General features: G+C 64.0%; 15 protein-coding genes. 4 read left to right on the forward strand and 11 right to left on the reverse strand.

From position 1 onward, the window contains the following. Positions 1-74: 74 nt before the first annotated feature. Positions 75-1,619, reverse strand: a complete 1,545-nt coding sequence (locus HZB49_RS11710) for a helix-turn-helix domain-containing protein (protein ID WP_291611388.1) — start codon at positions 1,617-1,619, stop codon at positions 75-77. Positions 1,620-1,807: 188 nt separating this feature from the next. Here HZB49_RS11710 and HZB49_RS30040 point away from each other — a divergent pair, with 188 nt between their 5' ends. From HZB49_RS30040 to HZB49_RS11725, 3 genes are all read left to right on the forward strand, one after another. Continuing rightward, positions 1,808-2,569, forward strand: coding sequence for a DUF3455 domain-containing protein (locus HZB49_RS30040; RefSeq protein WP_365857546.1), 762 nt, complete (start codon positions 1,808-1,810; stop codon positions 2,567-2,569). A gap of 42 nt (positions 2,570-2,611) precedes the next feature. Then, entirely contained in the window at positions 2,612-3,436 is an 825-nt protein-coding gene (locus HZB49_RS11720; RefSeq protein WP_291611389.1) for a class I SAM-dependent methyltransferase, read from the forward strand. Positions 3,437-3,507: 71 nt separating this feature from the next. Then, a complete protein-coding gene (locus HZB49_RS11725) occupies positions 3,508-4,746 on the forward strand; it encodes an MFS transporter (RefSeq protein WP_291611391.1) in 1,239 nt (412 codons plus the stop codon). Here the strand turns inward: HZB49_RS11725 and HZB49_RS11730 are convergent. From HZB49_RS11730 to HZB49_RS11770, 9 genes are all read right to left on the reverse strand, one after another. After that, positions 4,743-4,913 (reverse strand): hypothetical protein, encoded by a 171-nt coding sequence (locus HZB49_RS11730; protein ID WP_291611393.1) that lies wholly within the window; start codon positions 4,911-4,913, stop codon positions 4,743-4,745. The two genes, HZB49_RS11725 and HZB49_RS11730, sit on opposite strands and share 4 nt — an antisense overlap. 114 nt (positions 4,914-5,027) lie before the next feature. Beyond that, entirely contained in the window at positions 5,028-6,665 is a 1,638-nt protein-coding gene (locus HZB49_RS11735; protein WP_291611395.1) for a caspase family protein, read from the reverse strand. Positions 6,666-6,767: 102 nt separating this feature from the next. Continuing rightward, positions 6,768-7,598, reverse strand: a complete 831-nt coding sequence (locus tag HZB49_RS11740) for a methyltransferase domain-containing protein (protein ID WP_291611397.1) — start codon at positions 7,596-7,598, stop codon at positions 6,768-6,770. Between the two features lie 175 nt (positions 7,599-7,773). After that, positions 7,774-8,487: a DNA repair protein RadC gene (radC, locus tag HZB49_RS11745; protein WP_291611399.1), complete on the reverse strand. Its 714-nt coding sequence runs from the start codon at positions 8,485-8,487 to the stop codon at positions 7,774-7,776. 129 nt (positions 8,488-8,616) lie between these two features. Beyond that, positions 8,617-9,576 carry an MBL fold metallo-hydrolase gene (locus tag HZB49_RS11750; protein WP_291611401.1) on the reverse strand — a complete coding sequence of 320 codons (960 nt, stop codon included), beginning with the start codon at positions 9,574-9,576 and terminating at the stop codon, positions 8,617-8,619. A gap of 221 nt (positions 9,577-9,797) precedes the next feature. Beyond that, positions 9,798-10,664 (reverse strand): hypothetical protein, encoded by an 867-nt coding sequence (locus HZB49_RS11755; RefSeq protein ID WP_291611403.1) that lies wholly within the window; start codon positions 10,662-10,664, stop codon positions 9,798-9,800. Then, positions 10,661-12,412, reverse strand: coding sequence for a caspase family protein (locus HZB49_RS11760; protein ID WP_291611405.1), 1,752 nt, complete (start codon positions 12,410-12,412; stop codon positions 10,661-10,663). The genes HZB49_RS11755 and HZB49_RS11760 overlap by 4 nt, the downstream gene beginning before the upstream one ends. A gap of 202 nt (positions 12,413-12,614) precedes the next feature. Beyond that, positions 12,615-13,439, reverse strand: coding sequence for a type I methionyl aminopeptidase (gene map / locus HZB49_RS11765; protein ID WP_291611407.1), 825 nt, complete (start codon positions 13,437-13,439; stop codon positions 12,615-12,617). Between the two features lie 100 nt (positions 13,440-13,539). Further along, positions 13,540-14,832 carry a mechanosensitive ion channel domain-containing protein gene (locus HZB49_RS11770; protein ID WP_291611486.1) on the reverse strand — a complete coding sequence of 431 codons (1,293 nt, stop codon included), beginning with the start codon at positions 14,830-14,832 and terminating at the stop codon, positions 13,540-13,542. 272 nt (positions 14,833-15,104) lie between these two features. Between HZB49_RS11770 and HZB49_RS11775 the strand changes: the two genes are divergently transcribed. After that, entirely contained in the window at positions 15,105-16,898 is a 1,794-nt protein-coding gene (locus HZB49_RS11775) for a potassium/proton antiporter (RefSeq protein WP_291611409.1), read from the forward strand. A gap of 48 nt (positions 16,899-16,946) precedes the next feature. Here HZB49_RS11775 and HZB49_RS11780 read toward each other — a convergent pair whose 3' ends face one another. Further along, positions 16,947-17,174: a dodecin gene (locus tag HZB49_RS11780; RefSeq protein WP_291611412.1), complete on the reverse strand. Its 228-nt coding sequence runs from the start codon at positions 17,172-17,174 to the stop codon at positions 16,947-16,949. Between the last annotated feature and the right edge of the window lie 77 nt (positions 17,175-17,251).

The raw sequence follows: 17,251 nt of genomic DNA on the forward strand, positions 1-17,251 counted from the left end.
TATGCGGGGCGCGTCGACATCCGGCGCGTCCCGCAACTGCGTGTGCTGCCGATCAATGTGACGGGTTCGATCCGCTACGGCGGCAGGCCGACGTCGTGAAGCGCCTCGACCAGGCGCTCGCGCGAGGATTGCGGCAGCGGCGGCAATCCATCCGCCACCTTGGCCAGGGTCAGCTCGGGATAGCCCTCCCTCAGGCGGCGAATGCTTGCGGACGCTTCATCCCGGGCGCCGGCGAATACGTAGGCGGGGCATAGCGTCCGGTGCATCCAGGCCAGCGAGTGATGTTCGGCCAGGGCGCGCGCCTGCCACTGCGCGGCCTCGCGGAAGCGGCCGGCGTTGAAATGCGCGACGCCGATGCCATAGAGATTGTTGAAGGCGAGCGCGTCGGTCGGCGCCAGTTCCAGTGCGATCATGAACCGCTCGATCGCGGCGTCGTCGTTGCCACGATAGACGTCGACCCAGCCGCTGCGGCCCCAGGCAAAGGCCGAGCTGCCGTCGATAGCGAGCGCCTGTGCGATGACGCGCTCTGCGCTTTCATCGTCGAGCAGCGACAGCGCGGTGCCGGCGACGGCGAGCACCCTCGGGTCCGCGCGCAGGCCCAGCGCCTTGCGCGCATATTCCACGCTCAGCGCGCGGTCGCGTGACGGGTCGGAGCCGAAATAATAGACGACGCGCTGGGCATAGGCCCAGGCGGCGAGCGCGAACGGCAGCGGCTCGCCAGGGTCGCGGGTCATCGCCTCGTTCAGGAGTTCGATGGCGCGGGCATTGCCGGCTTCGTCCAGCGACAGCACGCCCGGCATCGCGCGCAGCGCCAGATCCTGCGCGGTAAGATCGGCATCGGGTTTCTGCAATGCGCGGTCGATCTCGGCGGCACGCAGGCTCGGACGCAGCGCTGCCGCCAGCCGCGTGGCCAATTGCTCGTCGAAGGCGCTGGCGCGATCCCAATTGCCCTCGATCCGGTGCGCCCACAGATGGCGGCCGCTCTCGCGGTCGATCAGCCGGAAGATCAGCCGCGCCTGTGCGCCGCTGCCGCGGATCGCGCCGGCCAGGTGATAACGCGTCGATCCGGTGCTCGCCGTCGTCAGGATGCCTATGCGCGCCAGCGCCGTTGCGATCTCGTCCGCGATGCCGCGCCCGGCTTCTTCCTGACCTGCCGCTGTCTCGATCTGGCCAATCGTCACGCCCGGCCGATCGGCACTGTGCGAAAACATCTGCAGCTGGCCGGCGACGACATTGCTGAAGGTCGCCTGCCGCCGCAGCGTCTGCGACGGTGTCTCGTTATAGCGGTGGCGGTATTCGATCGAGAACCGGCCGAAATGCGGAAAGCCGCAGGCGGTGGCGACGTCCATCACGCGCGTGCCGGGCCTGCCGAGCAGCAGCTGACGGCGCGCAGCTTCAAACCGGATATCGCGCAGCGCTTCGTGCGGGCTCTTGCCGAGGAAAGCCCTGAACTGCCGCTGCAGCGCGCGGGCCGACAGCCCGGCTGCAGCCGCAAGCTCGGATATGCCGATGTCGCGCTCGAGGCCGGCCTGCATGAAATCAAGCGCACGCCGCACCGCGCGCGGCAACACGGCCGCGCCCGTCGGCATGCTTGACGGGACTTCGTCCTGCTCGCTCACCGCTTCATTCCCGGGTTTCGTGATGGGTGCATCATAACCCTGTTTGTCTTGCGGAACCCGCCAAAGGTTTCGCCGCGCGGATAGCAGTGTCGCGAATTGGACAGGCGGGAACGCCGCTCCCTCATACCTACCATCACAGCAACGCGCAGTGTCGGCGCTTCTGAGACGCGAATCGAGGGAAAAACCATATGTTCAGTAACCATTCCGCACCTGCGGCGTCCCGCCGCAGGCCATTCTGGGCGACGCGACGGCCGCGCACCGCCGTTACGGTGATCGCTGCCGCCGCAACATTCACGGCGGCGGCGCTCGCCGCAGCCGAGCTGCCGGAGTCCATCTCGGCGCCAGGCGAAACGCTGATCGTCACCATCCACGCCGAGGGTGCGCAGGTCTATGAATGCAAGGACACCGCCGGCCAGCTCGCTTGGCAATTCCGCGAGCCGATTGCGACGCTGCTGATCGACGGCAAGACCGTCGGGCGGCATTTCGCCGGCCCGAGCTGGGAGCTTGACGATGGCAGCGCAGTGGCCGGCAAGGTCGTTGGCCGCGCAGCCGGCGCAAGCAAGGCGGACATTCCGCTGCTGAAGCTCGCGGCTTCGCCGCAGCGCGACCGCGGCATGCTCGCCGGCGCCACCACCATCCAGCGCCTCAACACCAGAGGCGGCACGGCCGATGGGCCCTGCGAGAGCATGGGCGCGATGCTGAGCGTGCCGTATGCGGCGGACTACGCTTTCTACCGCAAGGCCCGGGCCACCGGCATCGCGGGCGCGCTGCGTCTTGCCGATGCCACGGACAACCGTGCGTCGGCGCCTGGCACGGCGGCGAACACGAAGCCGGGCGTCCCGTCCAACGTCAAGACCGCCAACGAGAACAAGGCGCCGCTCGGCAACAAGGTCGACGAGCCCTGTACCTCGCGCCATTGCACGCCGCACGACCACCATCACCAGCACTGATTTCACTGCACGTCCCCCCAAAGTCAAACAGGAGAAACGACAATGAATATCCAGACCCCCGCTACAGCCGACCTCACCGCCGTCAAGGCCAAGCAGCAGGCCACCTGGGCTTCCGGCGACTACGCCGTCGTCGGCACCACGCTGCAGATCGTCGGCGAGAATCTCTGCGAGGCCGTCGACCTCAGGAGCAACCAGCGCGTCCTCGATGTCGCCGCCGGCAACGGCAATGCGACGCTGGCCGCCGCGCGCCGCTTTGCCGACGTGGTGTCGACCGACTATGTCGGCACCTTGCTGGAGCGCGGCCGCGAGCGCGCCCGGGCCGAGCGGCTGCCGGTCGAGTTCCGCGAGGCCGATGCCGAGAACCTGCCGTTCACGGATGCGAGCTTCGACGTCGTGCTGTCGACCTTCGGCGTGATGTTCACCGCCAACCATCCGCGCGCGGCCAGCGAACTCGTCCGAGTCTGCCGCCCCGGCGGCAAGATCGGTCTCGCCAACTGGACGCCCGAGGGCTTCATCGGCAACCTGCTGAAGACCGTCGTCAAGTTCGTGCCGCCGCCGCCGGGCGTGAAGTCGCCGGTGATGTGGGGCAAGAAGGAGTATCTCGAGGAGATCTTCGGCCGCGGCGTCGACGTCGCGACGACGAGCCGGCATTTCACCTTCCGCTACAAGTCGCCGGCGCATTTCCTCGACATCTTCCGCACCTATTACGGACCGACGCACAAGGCGTTCGGTGCGATCGACGCGGCCGCGCAGGAAAAGCTGCAGGCCGACCTCTACGCGCTGATGGACAGCTTCAACGTCGCCAAGGACGGCTCGCTCGTCATCCCCAGCGAATACCTGGAGATCGTGATCACCAGGAAGGCCTGATCGCAGGCGCACGACGGCGCGGGCGCGGCGGAATTCCGCCGCGCCCCTTTTGGCTGACAGGGGACACTGACATGAGCAATGCCGACACCGATCGCGCACGCGAACAGCCCTATGGCTGGGTGATCGTCGCGGTTTCCACCGTCGCCCTCGCGCTCGGCTTCGGGGCCGGTGGCGTCGTCTCGGTGCTGATGAAGCCGCTGGAGGAGGAGTTCGGCTGGTTTCGCGCCGACATTTCCATGGCCTATACCGCCTACAGCATCGGCGCCGCACTTGGCGGCCTGTTCTGGGGCGCGTTGTCCGATCGGATCGGCGCAAAGCCCGTCGCGCTGGTCGGCTCGGTCGGGATGGCGGCGGGCCTCGCTGCGCTGAAATGGCAGGGCGCCCAGTGGCAGCTCGATCTCCTGTTTTTCCTGATCGGTGCGGTCGGCTTCGCCTGCCTGTTCACGCCGCTGACCGCGTTGACGGGAATGTGGTTCAATGCACGCAAGGGGCTTGCGATCGGCATTGTTACGGCCGGCGGCGCCTTCGGGCAGGGCATCGTTCCCTATCTCGGGCGGCTCCTGATCACCGAACTCGGCTGGCGCGACGCCATGCTGGTGCTCGGCGCAGGCTTCCTCGCCATTCTCCTGCCGCTGATGTTCCTGCTGCGGCCGGCGCCTGCCGCCGCGGGCCCGGCAGGTCAGGCCGTCCCGCGCGACGGCAACCTCTGGAACGTGCCGCACAGCGTCACCCTGCCATGGCTCGGGCTTGCCGCGCTGTTCTGCTGCATCTGCATGACCGCGCCGCAGGTGCATCTCATCCCGCTCGGCATCGATCTCGGTTGCAGCCCACAGAGCGCGGCCGGCCTGCTGCTGACGGTGATGGTGACGGCGGTGTTCGGCCGGCTGTTCTTCGGCTGGCTCGCCGACCGCATCGGCGGGCTGCCGGCCTATTTCCTGGCCTCGCTGGCGCAAACCTCCGTGGTGTTCTTCTTCACCCAAACCAAGAGCATCGCCGTGCTGTACCAGCTATCGGTGCTGTTCGGCTTCGGCTTTGCCGGCGTGATGACGTGTCTCCTGATCTGCGCCCGCGAAGCGGCGCCGCTGCGGCTGTCGGGCTTTGCCATGGCGGTGGTCGCGACCGTCGGCTGGATCGGCATGGGGCTGGGCAGCTACCAGGCCGGCTTGTTCTACGACATCAGCGCGAACTATCGCCTGTCATTCGCCAATGCCACGGCTGCCGGCGTCGTGAACCTGCTGATCGTCGCGGCATTGTACTGGTACCGGCGCGAGCGCAATTCGACGCAGGGAAAGGCGGTCGCCTTGAACTAATCGAAGCGCGTTTCGGGCCGGATCTCGCGGCACGGAACCATTTCGGCCGGCGCCGGCATCATCGCCGCGCTCAATTCTTCCAGCCGGTCCAGCAGCCAGTCGATCAGGTGTTCCGGATTCAACAGCAGTGAACCCGCGCCCCACAGGCGCGCCATCGTGTGATTCACGATCGATCCCCTCGATTTCGATGATGAATTACTCTCTCACACATCGCGCAAAACGCGAAGCGGAGAGTTAACAGATGGTAAATGGCGGCGGCGAAATCCGGACCGGTTGGATACCTATCGTGTGACGAAGAAGTAGTCCTCGCTGCCCGACAGCGATCCGTAGCTGAACGGCTGCTGCTTCCTGTTCGTCGTGCTCATCACGTCGTCGCGCACGAGGTCGAACAGGCGCCGGATTTCCAGGTTCGCGGTCGGCATGCGCTTGATCAGCGCTTCGGCGAACGGACTGTTGGTGCCATCGCCGTCGAGCGCCGTCTCGCCGTGCTTGGCGGCATAGACGACGAGCGTCCCTGCCTCGGGTTCGATCCGTGCCAGCCCCCGGCCAATCGAACGCGTCGCCATGGTGCGCCGCATCTTGCTGGCAAACGGATTGTCGCGGCAGGCATCGAGAACGATCAGCCGCAGCCGCTTCGCGCCTTCCAGGGCGGCAATCGCCTTGCCCACGTCGATCGACTCGAGGTCGATATCGCGATCGGCGCGGAGCTCGGCGTCGATCGGTATCATGTAGTTAATACCGTTGAACTCGATGCCGTGACCCGAATAATAGATCACGGCCCAATCCGCGTTGTCGGCCGCCATGGCGAACTGGCGCAGCGCGGAGATCGTCTCCTCGCGCCTCAAATCCGTCTTCACGGTGATGGACTGGAAGCCGATGGCCTGCAGCACGCTTGCGAGCGCCTTGACGTCATTGGCGGGGTTGGCCAGGACCGGTGCGTGGATATAGCTGCCGTTGCCGATCAGCAGCGCGATCCGGCGGCCGGTTGCGGCAGTTGCCGCGACGGCGGGCGATTGCGGTGGCGTCAGGATCGCCACGCCGGTTGCCGTCTGCGCCGGCTGAGCGGATGGCTGGGATTGTCGCGCCGGTGTCGTCGGGCCGGAAATCGCCGCATTGACCTCCGCGAATGCCGCGAAAGTATCCTTGGGCACCAGGTTCTTCTTGCGCATCTCGACGAGGTTGTTCGCCGCGAGCTGATGCCCGTTTCCGGCGGCCTTGCTGAGCCAGGCGAACGCCAAGGCATAATCCCTGGTTACGCCCTTGCCGTTCCAGTACATCATGCCGAGGTTGTTTTGCGCGTCGGAGTTTCCCTGCGCTGCCGCCTTGCGATACCAGGAGGCGGCCTGCGCATCGTCCTTCGCCACGCCTTGCCCGTTGGCGTAGACGACGCCCATATTGTGCTGCGCGCTCGCCTCACCCTGTTCCGCCGACTTCCGATACCAGGAGACGGCCGCCGCGAGATCCCTGGGAACGCCGAGCCCGTTTTCGTAGGCAAAAGCGAGATTGTTCTGCGCCCCGGCATGGCCGCGCTCCGCTGCCCTGGCGTACCACGAGGCGGACTGCGCAAGGTCCTTGGGCACGCCTTCTCCGTTGCGGTAGATCGTGCCGAGGGCATTTTGCGCTTCCGCATAGGACGCCTCGGCGGCGCGCCGGAAGTGCGACAGCGCCCTTGCACTGTCCTTGCTTTCGCGATAGGCGCGCGCCAGCTGGTAGTGAAAGCGTATCGCGTCCGGATAGCGTGCAAGTGCCTCGGTGCAGGCCGATATCGCCCGCGGGACGTCGATCGCCTTGCGGTTCACGCCCGCCGCGACGCGCAGCGGATCGTTCGGGTTTGCGGCATAGGTGTCGCAATCGGTCGGCGGAGCATCCTGCGCAGACGCGGCCGCGCTGCCGAACAGCAACGCCAGACAGGCAATCATTCCGATTCGGTACAACATGCTTCCCGCAGCCCGAAGAGATCGCGGAAATTAGACTCGGGCGCTGTTCCAATCGTTGACGTGGCTCAACAACTGCGGCGGGTATCACGCCTTCCGGGCGATCACCTCGACTGGTGCGATGCGGCCACTGGATATGTTCTCGATCATATTTTGCACCTTGTCCGGTGTGTTTCGGCCCATCAAAATATGAAGCCCCAGAGGCGGTGGGCCACCGGCTGCTGCAGTTCTGGCGCGTAGTTGATCAAAGAACGCAAGTGCGAAATCACGACGGTTACGTTCGGCAACGACGGAAAAGCCGGACGCCTGCAGCGCTGCACGGTATTGAGCAGGCGTCGCTACCGCACTTGATGCGGCCGTCGTTGCCCACGGCACAGGATACGTAAGCTCGCCGTCGTCAATCCTCATGACGTCATAGATTCCGAAAAGCGCGTTCGATCGCAGGACACGACTAACCTCCGAACAAAGTTTCGTCTTGTCGTCGATATTCATGCCAACGTGCAGCATGTATGCGCGGTCGAAGGCCCCATCAGCAAAGGGCATTGCAAGCGCACTCCCCTGATGCAACGAAACACTGTCGTCCAGCCCGACCCACCTGCACAGGATCTTTGCGGTCTCGACATACTCAGGTGTCAGATCGATTCCAGTCACTCGACAACCATACCTGCTGGCCACAAAGCGCGCGGCTCCCCCAAGGCCACATCCAACATCGAGTGCATGCTTTTCGGGAGAGAGATCGAGTTGACCGAGAAAATCTTCGGAGGCCTGACGGCCACCGATATGAAACTCATCAACAGGTGCGAGATCGTCGACGGTTACGGCGTTGATGGTCTTGCCAAGGGACTCGATTCCGGTGCGGATTGCACCAGCCAAGTCGCCATGCGTGTAGTGCTTGGATACATCCTGCTGAGTTGGCAACGCTCACTTCCTCAAAACGGATCAAGGCAAGTCCGTTAGCATACCAAGCGTACCTCTAGGCTCCAATGCCTGTCTTTGATCAATATGATGAATAGCATGCCGGGCAATTGAGTTCCGCTCTTGGCCAAACAGAACATTGGGCGGGGTCTGCAACAGGGGTCGGCTTGCCTAGGCATCAAATCAATTTCATCCCCTTCAGGCTCGCATGCCCGTTCTTGCCGACGATGATGTGGTCGTGCACGGAAATGCCGAGCGGGGCGGCGATGTCGATGATCGCCCTGGTCATCTGGATGTCGGCCTGCGACGGCGTGGGATCGCCGGAGGGGTGGTTGTGCACCAGGATCAGCGCGGTCGCCGACAATTCCAGCGCGCGCTTGATCACCTCGCGCGGATAGACCGGCGTGTGGTCGACGGTGCCGGTCTGCTGGGTCTCGTCCGCGATCAGCTGGTTGCGCTTGTCGAGGAAGAGCAGGCGGAACTGCTCCTTGTCGGAAAACGCCATGCCGCTGCGGCAATAGTCGATCACGTCGTTCCATGACGACAGCGCGATCTTGCGCTCGATCTCGCGTTTCGCCGCGCGGCTTGCTGCCGCGGCGAGCAGTTTGAGCTGGTTGATCGAGGCATCGCCAATGCCCTTGACCTCGCGAAGGCGCGCCACCGGCGCATGGATCACCTCGGTGAACGAGCCGAACTTCTTCAGGAGCTCCTTGGCCAGCGGCTTGGTGTCGCGGCGCGGCAGTGACGCGAACAAGGCCATCTCGAGCAGCTCGTAGTCGCTCAGCGAATCCGCGCCGGCGGTGAAGAAGCGCTCGCGCAGCCGCTCGCGGTGGCCGTGATAATGCGGCTCTTCGGCGGGCTGGTCGTCAGAAGGGGCAGGCTTGCGGGGCATCGGCAGCAGCATGCCGCGGCCGGCGGCGTTTGCAACTCTGAATTGACCGGCGGGCGGCCGGTTTGCGGAACGAAAAGGGCGCCGCGTATGACGCGGCGCCCGGATGGCTTGAGATTTGCGTGGTCGCGATCAGGCCTTCACGGCGGCAAAGGCGTAGCCGTTGCCATCCTTCGACAGCGTGCCGACATTCGGGAAGCCGAAATGATAGCCGGCAATCATGCCCTTCTCGGCGATGACGCGATCGAAGAAGGCGCGGCGCGTGGCTTCGGCCTTCGGGGCGTCGGCATCGAACATCGAGAACCAGCCGGGATTGCGCACGAACAGCTGGTGGATGCCGGTGACGTCGCTCTGGATGAACAGCTGCTGGCCGCCCGAGGCCACCAGGAACGACATGTGGCCCACGGTATGGCCGGGCGTCGCGATCGCCTTGACGCCCGGTGCGAGATCGGCGCCGTCGGCATATTGCTTGACGTTCTTCCAGGTCGGGAAGGTCGACTGGATGCGCTTGACCAGGGGGCGGTTGGCTTCCGGCACCTTCTCCACCCGCTCCGGGTCGGTCCAGAACTTGTACTCCACCTCCGGCATCAGGATTTCCGCGTTCGGGAACACCTGCGCGTTGGTCTCCTTCACCCACAGCCCCGAAATGTGATCGGGATGGAAGTGCGAGATCACGACGGTGGAGACCGCCGCCGGATCGAGCCCGGCCGCCTTCATGTTGTCGGCCATCTTGCCGACCGTTGCCGGCCCGTTGCCGCCAAAGCCGGTGTCGAACAGCACGACCTTGCCGCCGGTGCGGACCGCGGTGACGGTGAAGGGATTCTCGAACTTGTCCGGGCCGATGCCGCCTGCGGTGAGCGCCTTCTTGACGTCGTCGAGCGCGGCATTCTTGACGAAGCCCTCGCCCAGGACGCGCTCGATGGTGCCGTCATGCAGGCTGAACACCTCGATGTCGCCGACCTTGTATTTCAGGCTGTCCGCCGCGCGCTGCGCCTGCGCCGCGCCGATGAACGATACCGGACCCTTGAGTCCGAAGACCAGCGCTGCCCCCGTGCTGCCGAGAACCAGATCGCGTCGCGAAATCTCGAACATTGCCGTGCTCCTTGTTTGTTTTCCTGCCCTTCAGAGGCCCTCGGATTTTTGGAGAGCGCCCGCGCGGTGTTCTACACCGCAGCGTGCGGGCTATTCCGCCGAATCTTGTGCGGACGACAGCCATCTTGCCGCAGGGAATAAGACGACGCAGTTCTGTTGAGAACGACTTGCAACAGGATGGCTTTCACCCGAGACGGAGATATCGGGATAACACCAAGCGGCTATCGCAACGCGGCATGGATCGTCCGCGCGACTTCCATGTCGTCCAGATATCCGATGATGCCGTGCCGGTTGTCGGTATGGTTGCTGACGGCGCCGTTGTTGACGATGGCCGGAGCAACATCGAAGTTGGCGGTATCCAGCGGGTTCAGCGCAACGATATCGCGATGATCGTACGCGTTGTACCAGCAATCTCTCTTCTGCAACGGATTGCTGATTGCACCTAGGGCTCGCCGGATAGCGCGGATACCGAGCGGTGAACCCACGGTAATGTAGGCTTTCACGTTCTTGGGCGCAGCGCGCAAGACGTTGTAACCGACCACGCTGCCCAGCGAGTGACCAACCACGAGGGTCGTGTCGGGGGTCAGCTTGGCTGACACAATCTCATCAATTGCTCCCTGCACAATGTCGCGCTTCGTGTAGAGAAATACATCGCGCAAGAACACCTCGATGGTGCCCTGCGACACATCGGGCAGATGACGGTCGAGCAGTCGAACGATCGCCTGCACCCATTCCCAGTTTTGCGGTCCCTTCTCGGCGGGTACGCCGGGAGGCAGTTCGGCCTGCACCTGCGCGTCCGTGAGTCCTGCCCGCTGGCGCATTTCATCTGCCACTTCCCGTCGGAATGCCGCATACTCGTCAAAGGCCGGGCTGCCCTTGGGAACGATTGCCGGATCAGCAGGAAGCTTGAATTGTTCGACGAATTTGTCGAGCTGGTTACCATAGTGCGGGAAATCCACCTGCACGTCTCGCGGCAGAGACAAGCCCGTTTTCTTGAGCCCCTTGTCGAGCGCACCCAGCCATTCGTTCTGGAGGGCGACAGGATCCTTGCCGCCCTGGCTGCGGCCGTGAATGAGCAACATCCTCATCGCAATTGCCCTTCCGTGAATGCATCGAATATCAATCGCCCCCGTTCCGGCTTGAATGTCGTCCAGAGCGCTGGCTCGAGCTCGTCTTGCGCATCATAGAGTAGCTCCGGCAGCTCGACCTTGCGCGCGCGCAGGAAATTCCAGCCCTGAGTGAGCATCGGACAGAACGGCACTATTCGCTCCTCGCGCAAGTCAATCGAATTGATACTTCGAGCCAGTAGCCTGACGTCGAACAGATCCGCCGTGAGATCGTCACGCATGTAGCGGAGAACCGACAATACGTCTTCGCGGCGGTCGGCATCGGAATAGGCATAGGCCGCAAAGAGCCCCAGGGAAGGGTCGAGACCCTTAAACACGCGGATGCGCTCGGCAAGTTTCCAGGCCTCTTCCTTTTCATCAAGTCTGAAAACTCCGAGCCGGACCGCAGCAGCTACGGCTGCTCGTAGCTTGTCCAGCCGCTCGCGGCGGGGTTGGTAATCGCCCCAGCGCTGCGAATTAACGGAAGGGATATAGCTGACGTTGACCACGCGTTGATGCTCGACCAGCACATGGCCGATATATCCCTGCAAGGCTGCAAGGACAGTCGTGTGTCCGCCGCGAAATCTCAGCACTAGACTATGAGCCTGCTTGCGCATGTGCAGGCGAACAACTCCGGGGTCGCGTCCATTGCCGGGCTGCACAACGTCCGCGTGGCCGCCGTTGCTGATCGCGGCAGCTTCGATTGCTGTTCCCAATACGGCAAACCCCGTTTCAGTTTCAAAGTGAGTGATCTCGGCAACAGACCTGGCTTGCTCGATCGCAGCTTCGAATCCCGATTCTCTCGACATTTGCTCGAGGACGCGCGCCTTGGACCCGGAAGGGCCATCTTGCTTGTCCATGGCGCGGCTGATGGCGGCTTCCGCGACATCACGGAGTTGTATTACGGGGAGTTCGGGCTTGCGACGAGGAGCTTCGACTGCTTCCTCAACCATCACCGTTGGAGGACGTGCCTTGCCAATATAGATGTCTTCGTCTGAGAGAACTTCGGCGTCGGGTCGCGGATTGTACTGCACACCGTAGACAGCCATTTTTCGCGTCATGCAGCGTTGCAGAAACCGGCCAAGCCTGCGATTGGGAATGACCGAAATAGCCACGCCGTCTTCGTTTACGACCTTGATCAACTCGGCATCAGGTTCCGCGAACGCTCCCAGGAGGCAGTGCGTGAACACGCTCTGCTTCTTGCCATCGATCGGGATTTCAAATGCGGGAGCGCCGACCACCGCAGCCATGAACTTGTCGACCTTCGCACGGCTGCGCGCAACGTCGTCATTGGGAAAGATGATGCTGCCGCGTACGCGTAGGTCTTTCGGCGTTGCTGGAATGGACCGGCACGCGTCAGAGATCATAACGACGCTGGGAATTCCACAGTCTTTGGCGAATTCCGCAGTCTCCACCCAGCTCACCGCAGCATTCGCATCCAGGGGGGCGTCGGACAGAAGCCACAGTTCCGCATCGTTTTTCCAGTATCCATGCCCGGAAAAATAGATGACGAGTTGATCGAAGTTGCCAGGCTGTACGAAGCTTTCGACCGCCGACTGGATCTCCTGCGCCTTGACCTTGCCGGCCTTGTCCGTGATGACCTTGACCTCGAAGCCCTCTGAAGTGAGCCAATTTCCGAAGGCCTCGGCTCCGTCGGCCGCGCTTTCCAATGGCTGAAGGTTGCCCGTCTTGTTGACGCCGATCACAACGGCGCCGCGCCTTCTTGGCACTGTCGTCCCTCCATCGCGTTCGGCCCGGCATGCGCGTCAAACCAAGTTTGCAGCGCACAAGACGGCACAACTCAATGTTGCACCAAAAAGCATGCGCGATCAAACAGGTTTCCGAGCCGGGCTGCCGCACGGCAAACCGCCGCGCCAACGCGCCGTTCTGAATTGATTCTCAGCTAGAACGGAGGGGTGGGGGCGAGAGAGGTCAGATAGCCACCCAAGGCTTCTCAGCCGTCCGCGCCGACAGCGTGAAGATCTCGACGCCGTCCTTGGTGACGCCGACCGAGTGCTCGAACTGCGCCGACAGCGAGCGGTCGCGGGTCACCGCGGTCCAGCCGTCGGAGAGGATCTTCACATGCGGCCGGCCGAGATTGATCATCGGCTCGATGGTGAAGAACATGCCGGGCTTCAGCGGCACGCCCTCGCCGGGGCGGCCGATATGGATGATGTTGGGCTCGTCGTGGAACAGCCGGCCGAGACCGTGGCCGCAGAAATCGCGCACCACGCTCATGCCCTGCGGCTCGACGAAGCTCTGGATGGCGTGGCCGATGTCGCCGGTGGTGGCGCCGGGCTTCACCGCGGCGATGCCGCGCATCATCGCCTCATAGGTCACCTCGATCAGCCGCTCGGCCTTCCGCGCGATCGGCTGGATGGCGTACATGCGGCTGGAATCGCCGTACCAGCCGTCGACGATGAAAGTGACGTCGATATTGACGATGTCGCCTTCCTTCAGCGCGCGGTCGCCGGGCATGCCGTGGCAGACCACATGATTGATCGAGGTGCAGGTCGAATAGCGGTAGCCGCGATACATCAGCGTCGCCGGATAGGCGCCGTGGCTGAAGGCGAACTCGCGGACGAAGTCGTCGATGGCGGAGGTCGGCAATCCCGCCTTCACGATGTCGGTCAGCTCATCCAGGCATTTCGAGACCAGGGCGCCGGCCTTGCGCATGCCGGCGAACGCCGCGGGGCCATGCAGCTTGATCTGGCCGGTCTTGCGCAGCGAGGTATCGGTGGCTTCGACGTAGTTCATGGGCGGGATGTGCTCGCTGGGAATTTGCTGATTTGTCGGCCTAATTTAATGATTGGCGGGCCTGGCGCAAGCCGGGGTCGTTGCGGGAAAACGCCGGGATTCAGCTCGGAACCTCCACCACGGTCTCCACCGGCAGCGCCCCGCCGCGAACACGGATCTCGCGCACCGGATAGGGCACGCGGATGCCCTCGCGCTTGAAGGCGTCCCACAGCGCCAGCATCACGTCGCTCTTGACGCCATCCATGCCGTCGGGATCGGCGATCCAGAAGGTGAGGGAGAATTTCATGCCGGCTTCGGCGAATTCGGTCAGGATGCAGTTCGGGTTCTTGCCCTTGGTGGCGCGCGGATGGGCGGCGGCAATGTCGGAAGCGAGCTTGCACACCAGCCGCGGATCGGCGTCGTAATTGGTGCCGAACGGAATCTTCACCAGCGTGTTCTTGTCGGTATAGGTCCAGTTGACCACCTTCTGCGTCACCAGGTCCTCGTTCGGGATCAGGAATTCGCGGCCGTCGCCGGCGGCGACCGAGATGTAGCGCGTCTTCATGGCGCTGATGCGCCCCGAATTGTCGCCGATGGTGACGAGGTCGCCGGGCTTGACGGACTTGTCGACCAGCAGGATCAGGCCGGAGATGAAATTGGCGACGATCTTCTGCAGGCCGAGGCCAATGCCGACGCCCGCAGCGCCGGTGAAGACCGCAAGCGCCGACAGGTTGATGCCGACCGCCGACAGTGCGATGGTGATCGCCACCACCATCAGTCCCATGCGGATCATCTTGACCAGCAGCACCTGGATCGACGGCGTCAGGTCGCTGGAGCGATTGATGCGGCTCTCGGCAAAATTGCTGGCTATGCTGGTCAGCCACAGCGCGACGATCAGGAGCGCGCATGCCTTGATCAGGAGCAGCGGCGTCAGGCGGAGATCGCCGATCACGACGGCATAGGAGTCGAGGATCTCGACGGCGGGCCCGAACTGGCCGATGATGGAAAGCGCCGCCACCGTCCACGCCGACAGCGACACCACCCTGACGATGAAGGCGTTGCGGATCACCGAGGTGATCAGCCGGATCGCAAGCCATGCCAGCGCCAGCTTGGCGGAGACCTCGAGCAGATAGCTGCGGCTCGGCCAGGTCGTATGCAGCATGATCGCGCGCGCGACGATCATCTGGATCGCGAAGATCGCGGTGGAGGCGGAAAACACCATCACGCGGACGAAGTGCCGCAGCGGCAGCGGCCAGCGCATCGCCAGCGACGACATGTCGACCCGCGAGCGGATGGCGGCGTCGGCGGCCCAGGCGATGCCGGCGGCGGCCAGGATAAGGCCGAATTGCAGGTAGAACCATGGCGAGGCGACTTCCGCGCCCACCGACCGCAGAGCGGTCAGCACGGATTCCATGATCTCGTTCGCGTCCATCGACAGGATCTCGCTGGCGGGGCTGTTCTTGGGCATCAGATTTTGGGCATCAGATCTTGGGCATCGATTGATTCGACTGTCGGGCAGAATCTCACAAGCAGGGCAGGCGGACCATCGATACTCCACATTGCAGATGTCGATTTGGCCCTGAAAATACCGGCGCATCGCCGCTATCGGGAATAAGGGGGTTGGCGCGGAAGTGTGGCGACGATAAGGATGCAATTGCAAGTATTTGCAATGATTTGTCAGGGCTGATGGCTTCTCTCGACTCGGTCAGTATCGCGATCCTTCTGGGCGCCGTCCTGGTGATGGCCGGCATCCTGTCGAGCCTGCTTGCGCTGCGCTTCGGCGCCCCCCTGCTGCTGGTCTTCCTGTTCATCGGCATGCTGGCCGGCGACGCCGGCCCCGGCCAACTGCAGTTCGACGACGTGCGCACCACCTATCTGGTCGGCTCGGTGGCGCTCGCTTTGATCCTGTTCGACGGCGGCTTGCGCACGCGCTTTGCGAGCATCCGCGCGGTGCTGGCGCCCTCGATGGTGCTGGCCACCGCCGGCGTGCTGCTGACGGCGCTGGTCACCGCGCCGGTCGCCAAATACGCGCTCGACATCTACTGGACCGAGGCGCTGTTGCTCGGCGCCGTGGTGGCCTCGACGGATGCCGCCGCCGTGTTCCTGCTGGTGCACACGCAAGGTTTGCGTCTGCGCCCGCGAGTCGGCGCGACGCTGGAGGCGGAATCCGGCACCAACGATCCCTTCGCGATCTTCCTTACCCTGATGCTGGTCGAGTTCATCTCGATCGGCCAGAGCTCGGCGGCGCATGTTGCGATGGAGTTCGCCCGGGAGGCCGTGCTCGGCACCATCGTGGGCGTGGTCGGCGGGCGGCTGGTGGTGATTGCGCTGAACAAGGTGGCGCTGCCGCAGGGGCTGCATGCGCCCTTCGTCACCACGGCGGCGCTGGTCGTGTTCGGCGTGGCGCAGATGGCGCACGCGTCCGGATTCCTCGCGGTCTATCTCGCCGGCATCATCATCGGCAACCGGCCGACGCGCGCGCATAATTCCGTCGTCACCTTCCTCGATGCCGCCACCTGGCTGGCGCAGATCGTGATGTTCGTGCTGCTCGGCCTCCTGGTGTCGCCGCGGCGGCTGGTCGACAGCCTGGCGCCCGCCGTGGTCGTCGCGATCGCGCTGATGATCCTGGCGCGGCCGGTTGCGGTGTTCCTCTGCCTGGCGCCGTTCCGCTTCAGCTGGCGCGAGAAGATCTTCATCGCCTGGACCGGCCTGCGCGGGGCGGTGGCGATCTTCCTCGCCTCGATCCCGATGCTGGTCGGCCTGTCGAAAGCCTACCTCTATTTCGACGTCGCCTTTGTCGTCGTCATCATTTCGCTGCTGCTGCAGGGCTGGACGCTGGCGCCCGCCGCGCGGAGGCTGCATGTGGCGCTGCCGCGCGCCGACCGCGGCCCGCGTCGCGTCGAGCTGGATCTGCCTGGCCAGCTTGAGCAGCAGCTGGTCGGCTATCCCGTGCGCTCGAAGAGCCTGTATTTCCGGCGCGGGCTGATTCCGTCCTGGTCGAAGCCCACGCTGGTCATCCGCGACGAGCGCATCCTCACGCCGGCCGAGGCCGATCCCGTGACCCCCGGCGACTACATCTATCTGCTGGCGCCGCCGGAAAAGGCCGAGGCGCTCGACCGCTTCTTCGTCGACATGGCGCCGTCGAGCTCGCCCGATCCGCATCTGCTCGGCGACTTCATGGTGTCCGGCGAGCATACGCTGGCTGAACTTGCGGAAGTCTACGGCGTGAAGGTGGAAGAGGCGGATCGGCAGCTTACACTGGCGGATTATTTCGACATCCATCTCGACCGCGCGCCGAAGGAAGGCGCCGAGCTTGCGCTCGATTCCATCGTCCTGGTCGCCCGCAGCCTCGGTGGCGGCCGCGTCAATGTCATCGGCCTCCGCCTGCCGGAGGAGGAAGACGAGGCGCCGCCGCCAACGCGTCGGCAAAGGTTCAAGCGCAAGCTCGCCGATATCTGGGCGCAAGTGGCGGGGGTGTAGCCCTTGTCATTCCGGGCTCGCGCTGCGCGCGCCCCGGAATGACAACGCTCACTCCTCCAGCGTAAAGCCCACCCGCAGCGTCACCTGGTAGTGGCCAACCTTTGCGCCTTCGATATGGCCCCGGGTCTGCACCACCTCGAACCATTTCATCTCGCGGATCGTCTTCGACGCGCGCGTGATCGCGTTCTGGACGGCGTCCTCGATGCTCTTCTCCGAAGAGCCGACGAGTTCGAGAATCTTGTAGATGTGATCCTTCGTTCCGGTCGCAGGTGACATGGCAGGCCTCCCGTTGCGATGATTGCAGGGCGGATTACGCTTCGCTATTGCGCCCTGCGGCACTGATCGTATGGGAG

It is taken from the genome of Bradyrhizobium sp. (assembly GCF_016219575.1).
In the GTDB taxonomy this organism is placed as follows: Bacteria; Pseudomonadota; Alphaproteobacteria; order Rhizobiales; family Xanthobacteraceae; genus Bradyrhizobium.

What these genes read in the sequence shown, in the direction of transcription:
- HZB49_RS30040 (WP_365857546.1), top strand. Translation starts at nt 1,808, where the DNA reads ATGTTCAGTAACCATTCCGCACCTGCGGCGTCCCGCCGCAGGCCATTC.
- HZB49_RS11720 (WP_291611389.1), top strand. Translation starts at nt 2,612, where the DNA reads ATGAATATCCAGACCCCCGCTACAGCCGACCTCACCGCCGTCAAGGCC.
- HZB49_RS11725 (WP_291611391.1), top strand. Translation starts at nt 3,508, where the DNA reads ATGAGCAATGCCGACACCGATCGCGCACGCGAACAGCCCTATGGCTGG.
- HZB49_RS11735 (WP_291611395.1), bottom strand. Translation starts at nt 6,665, where the DNA reads ATGATTGCCTGTCTGGCGTTGCTGTTCGGCAGCGCGGCCGCGTCTGCG.
- radC (WP_291611399.1), bottom strand. Translation starts at nt 8,487, where the DNA reads ATGCCCCGCAAGCCTGCCCCTTCTGACGACCAGCCCGCCGAAGAGCCG.
- HZB49_RS11750 (WP_291611401.1), bottom strand. Translation starts at nt 9,576, where the DNA reads ATGTTCGAGATTTCGCGACGCGATCTGGTTCTCGGCAGCACGGGGGCA.
- HZB49_RS11755 (WP_291611403.1), bottom strand. Translation starts at nt 10,664, where the DNA reads ATGAGGATGTTGCTCATTCACGGCCGCAGCCAGGGCGGCAAGGATCCT.
- map (WP_291611407.1), bottom strand. Translation starts at nt 13,439, where the DNA reads ATGAACTACGTCGAAGCCACCGATACCTCGCTGCGCAAGACCGGCCAG.
- HZB49_RS11770 (WP_291611486.1), bottom strand. Translation starts at nt 14,832, where the DNA reads ATGGAATCCGTGCTGACCGCTCTGCGGTCGGTGGGCGCGGAAGTCGCC.
- HZB49_RS11775 (WP_291611409.1), top strand. Translation starts at nt 15,105, where the DNA reads ATGGCTTCTCTCGACTCGGTCAGTATCGCGATCCTTCTGGGCGCCGTC.
- HZB49_RS11780 (WP_291611412.1), bottom strand. Translation starts at nt 17,174, where the DNA reads ATGTCACCTGCGACCGGAACGAAGGATCACATCTACAAGATTCTCGAA.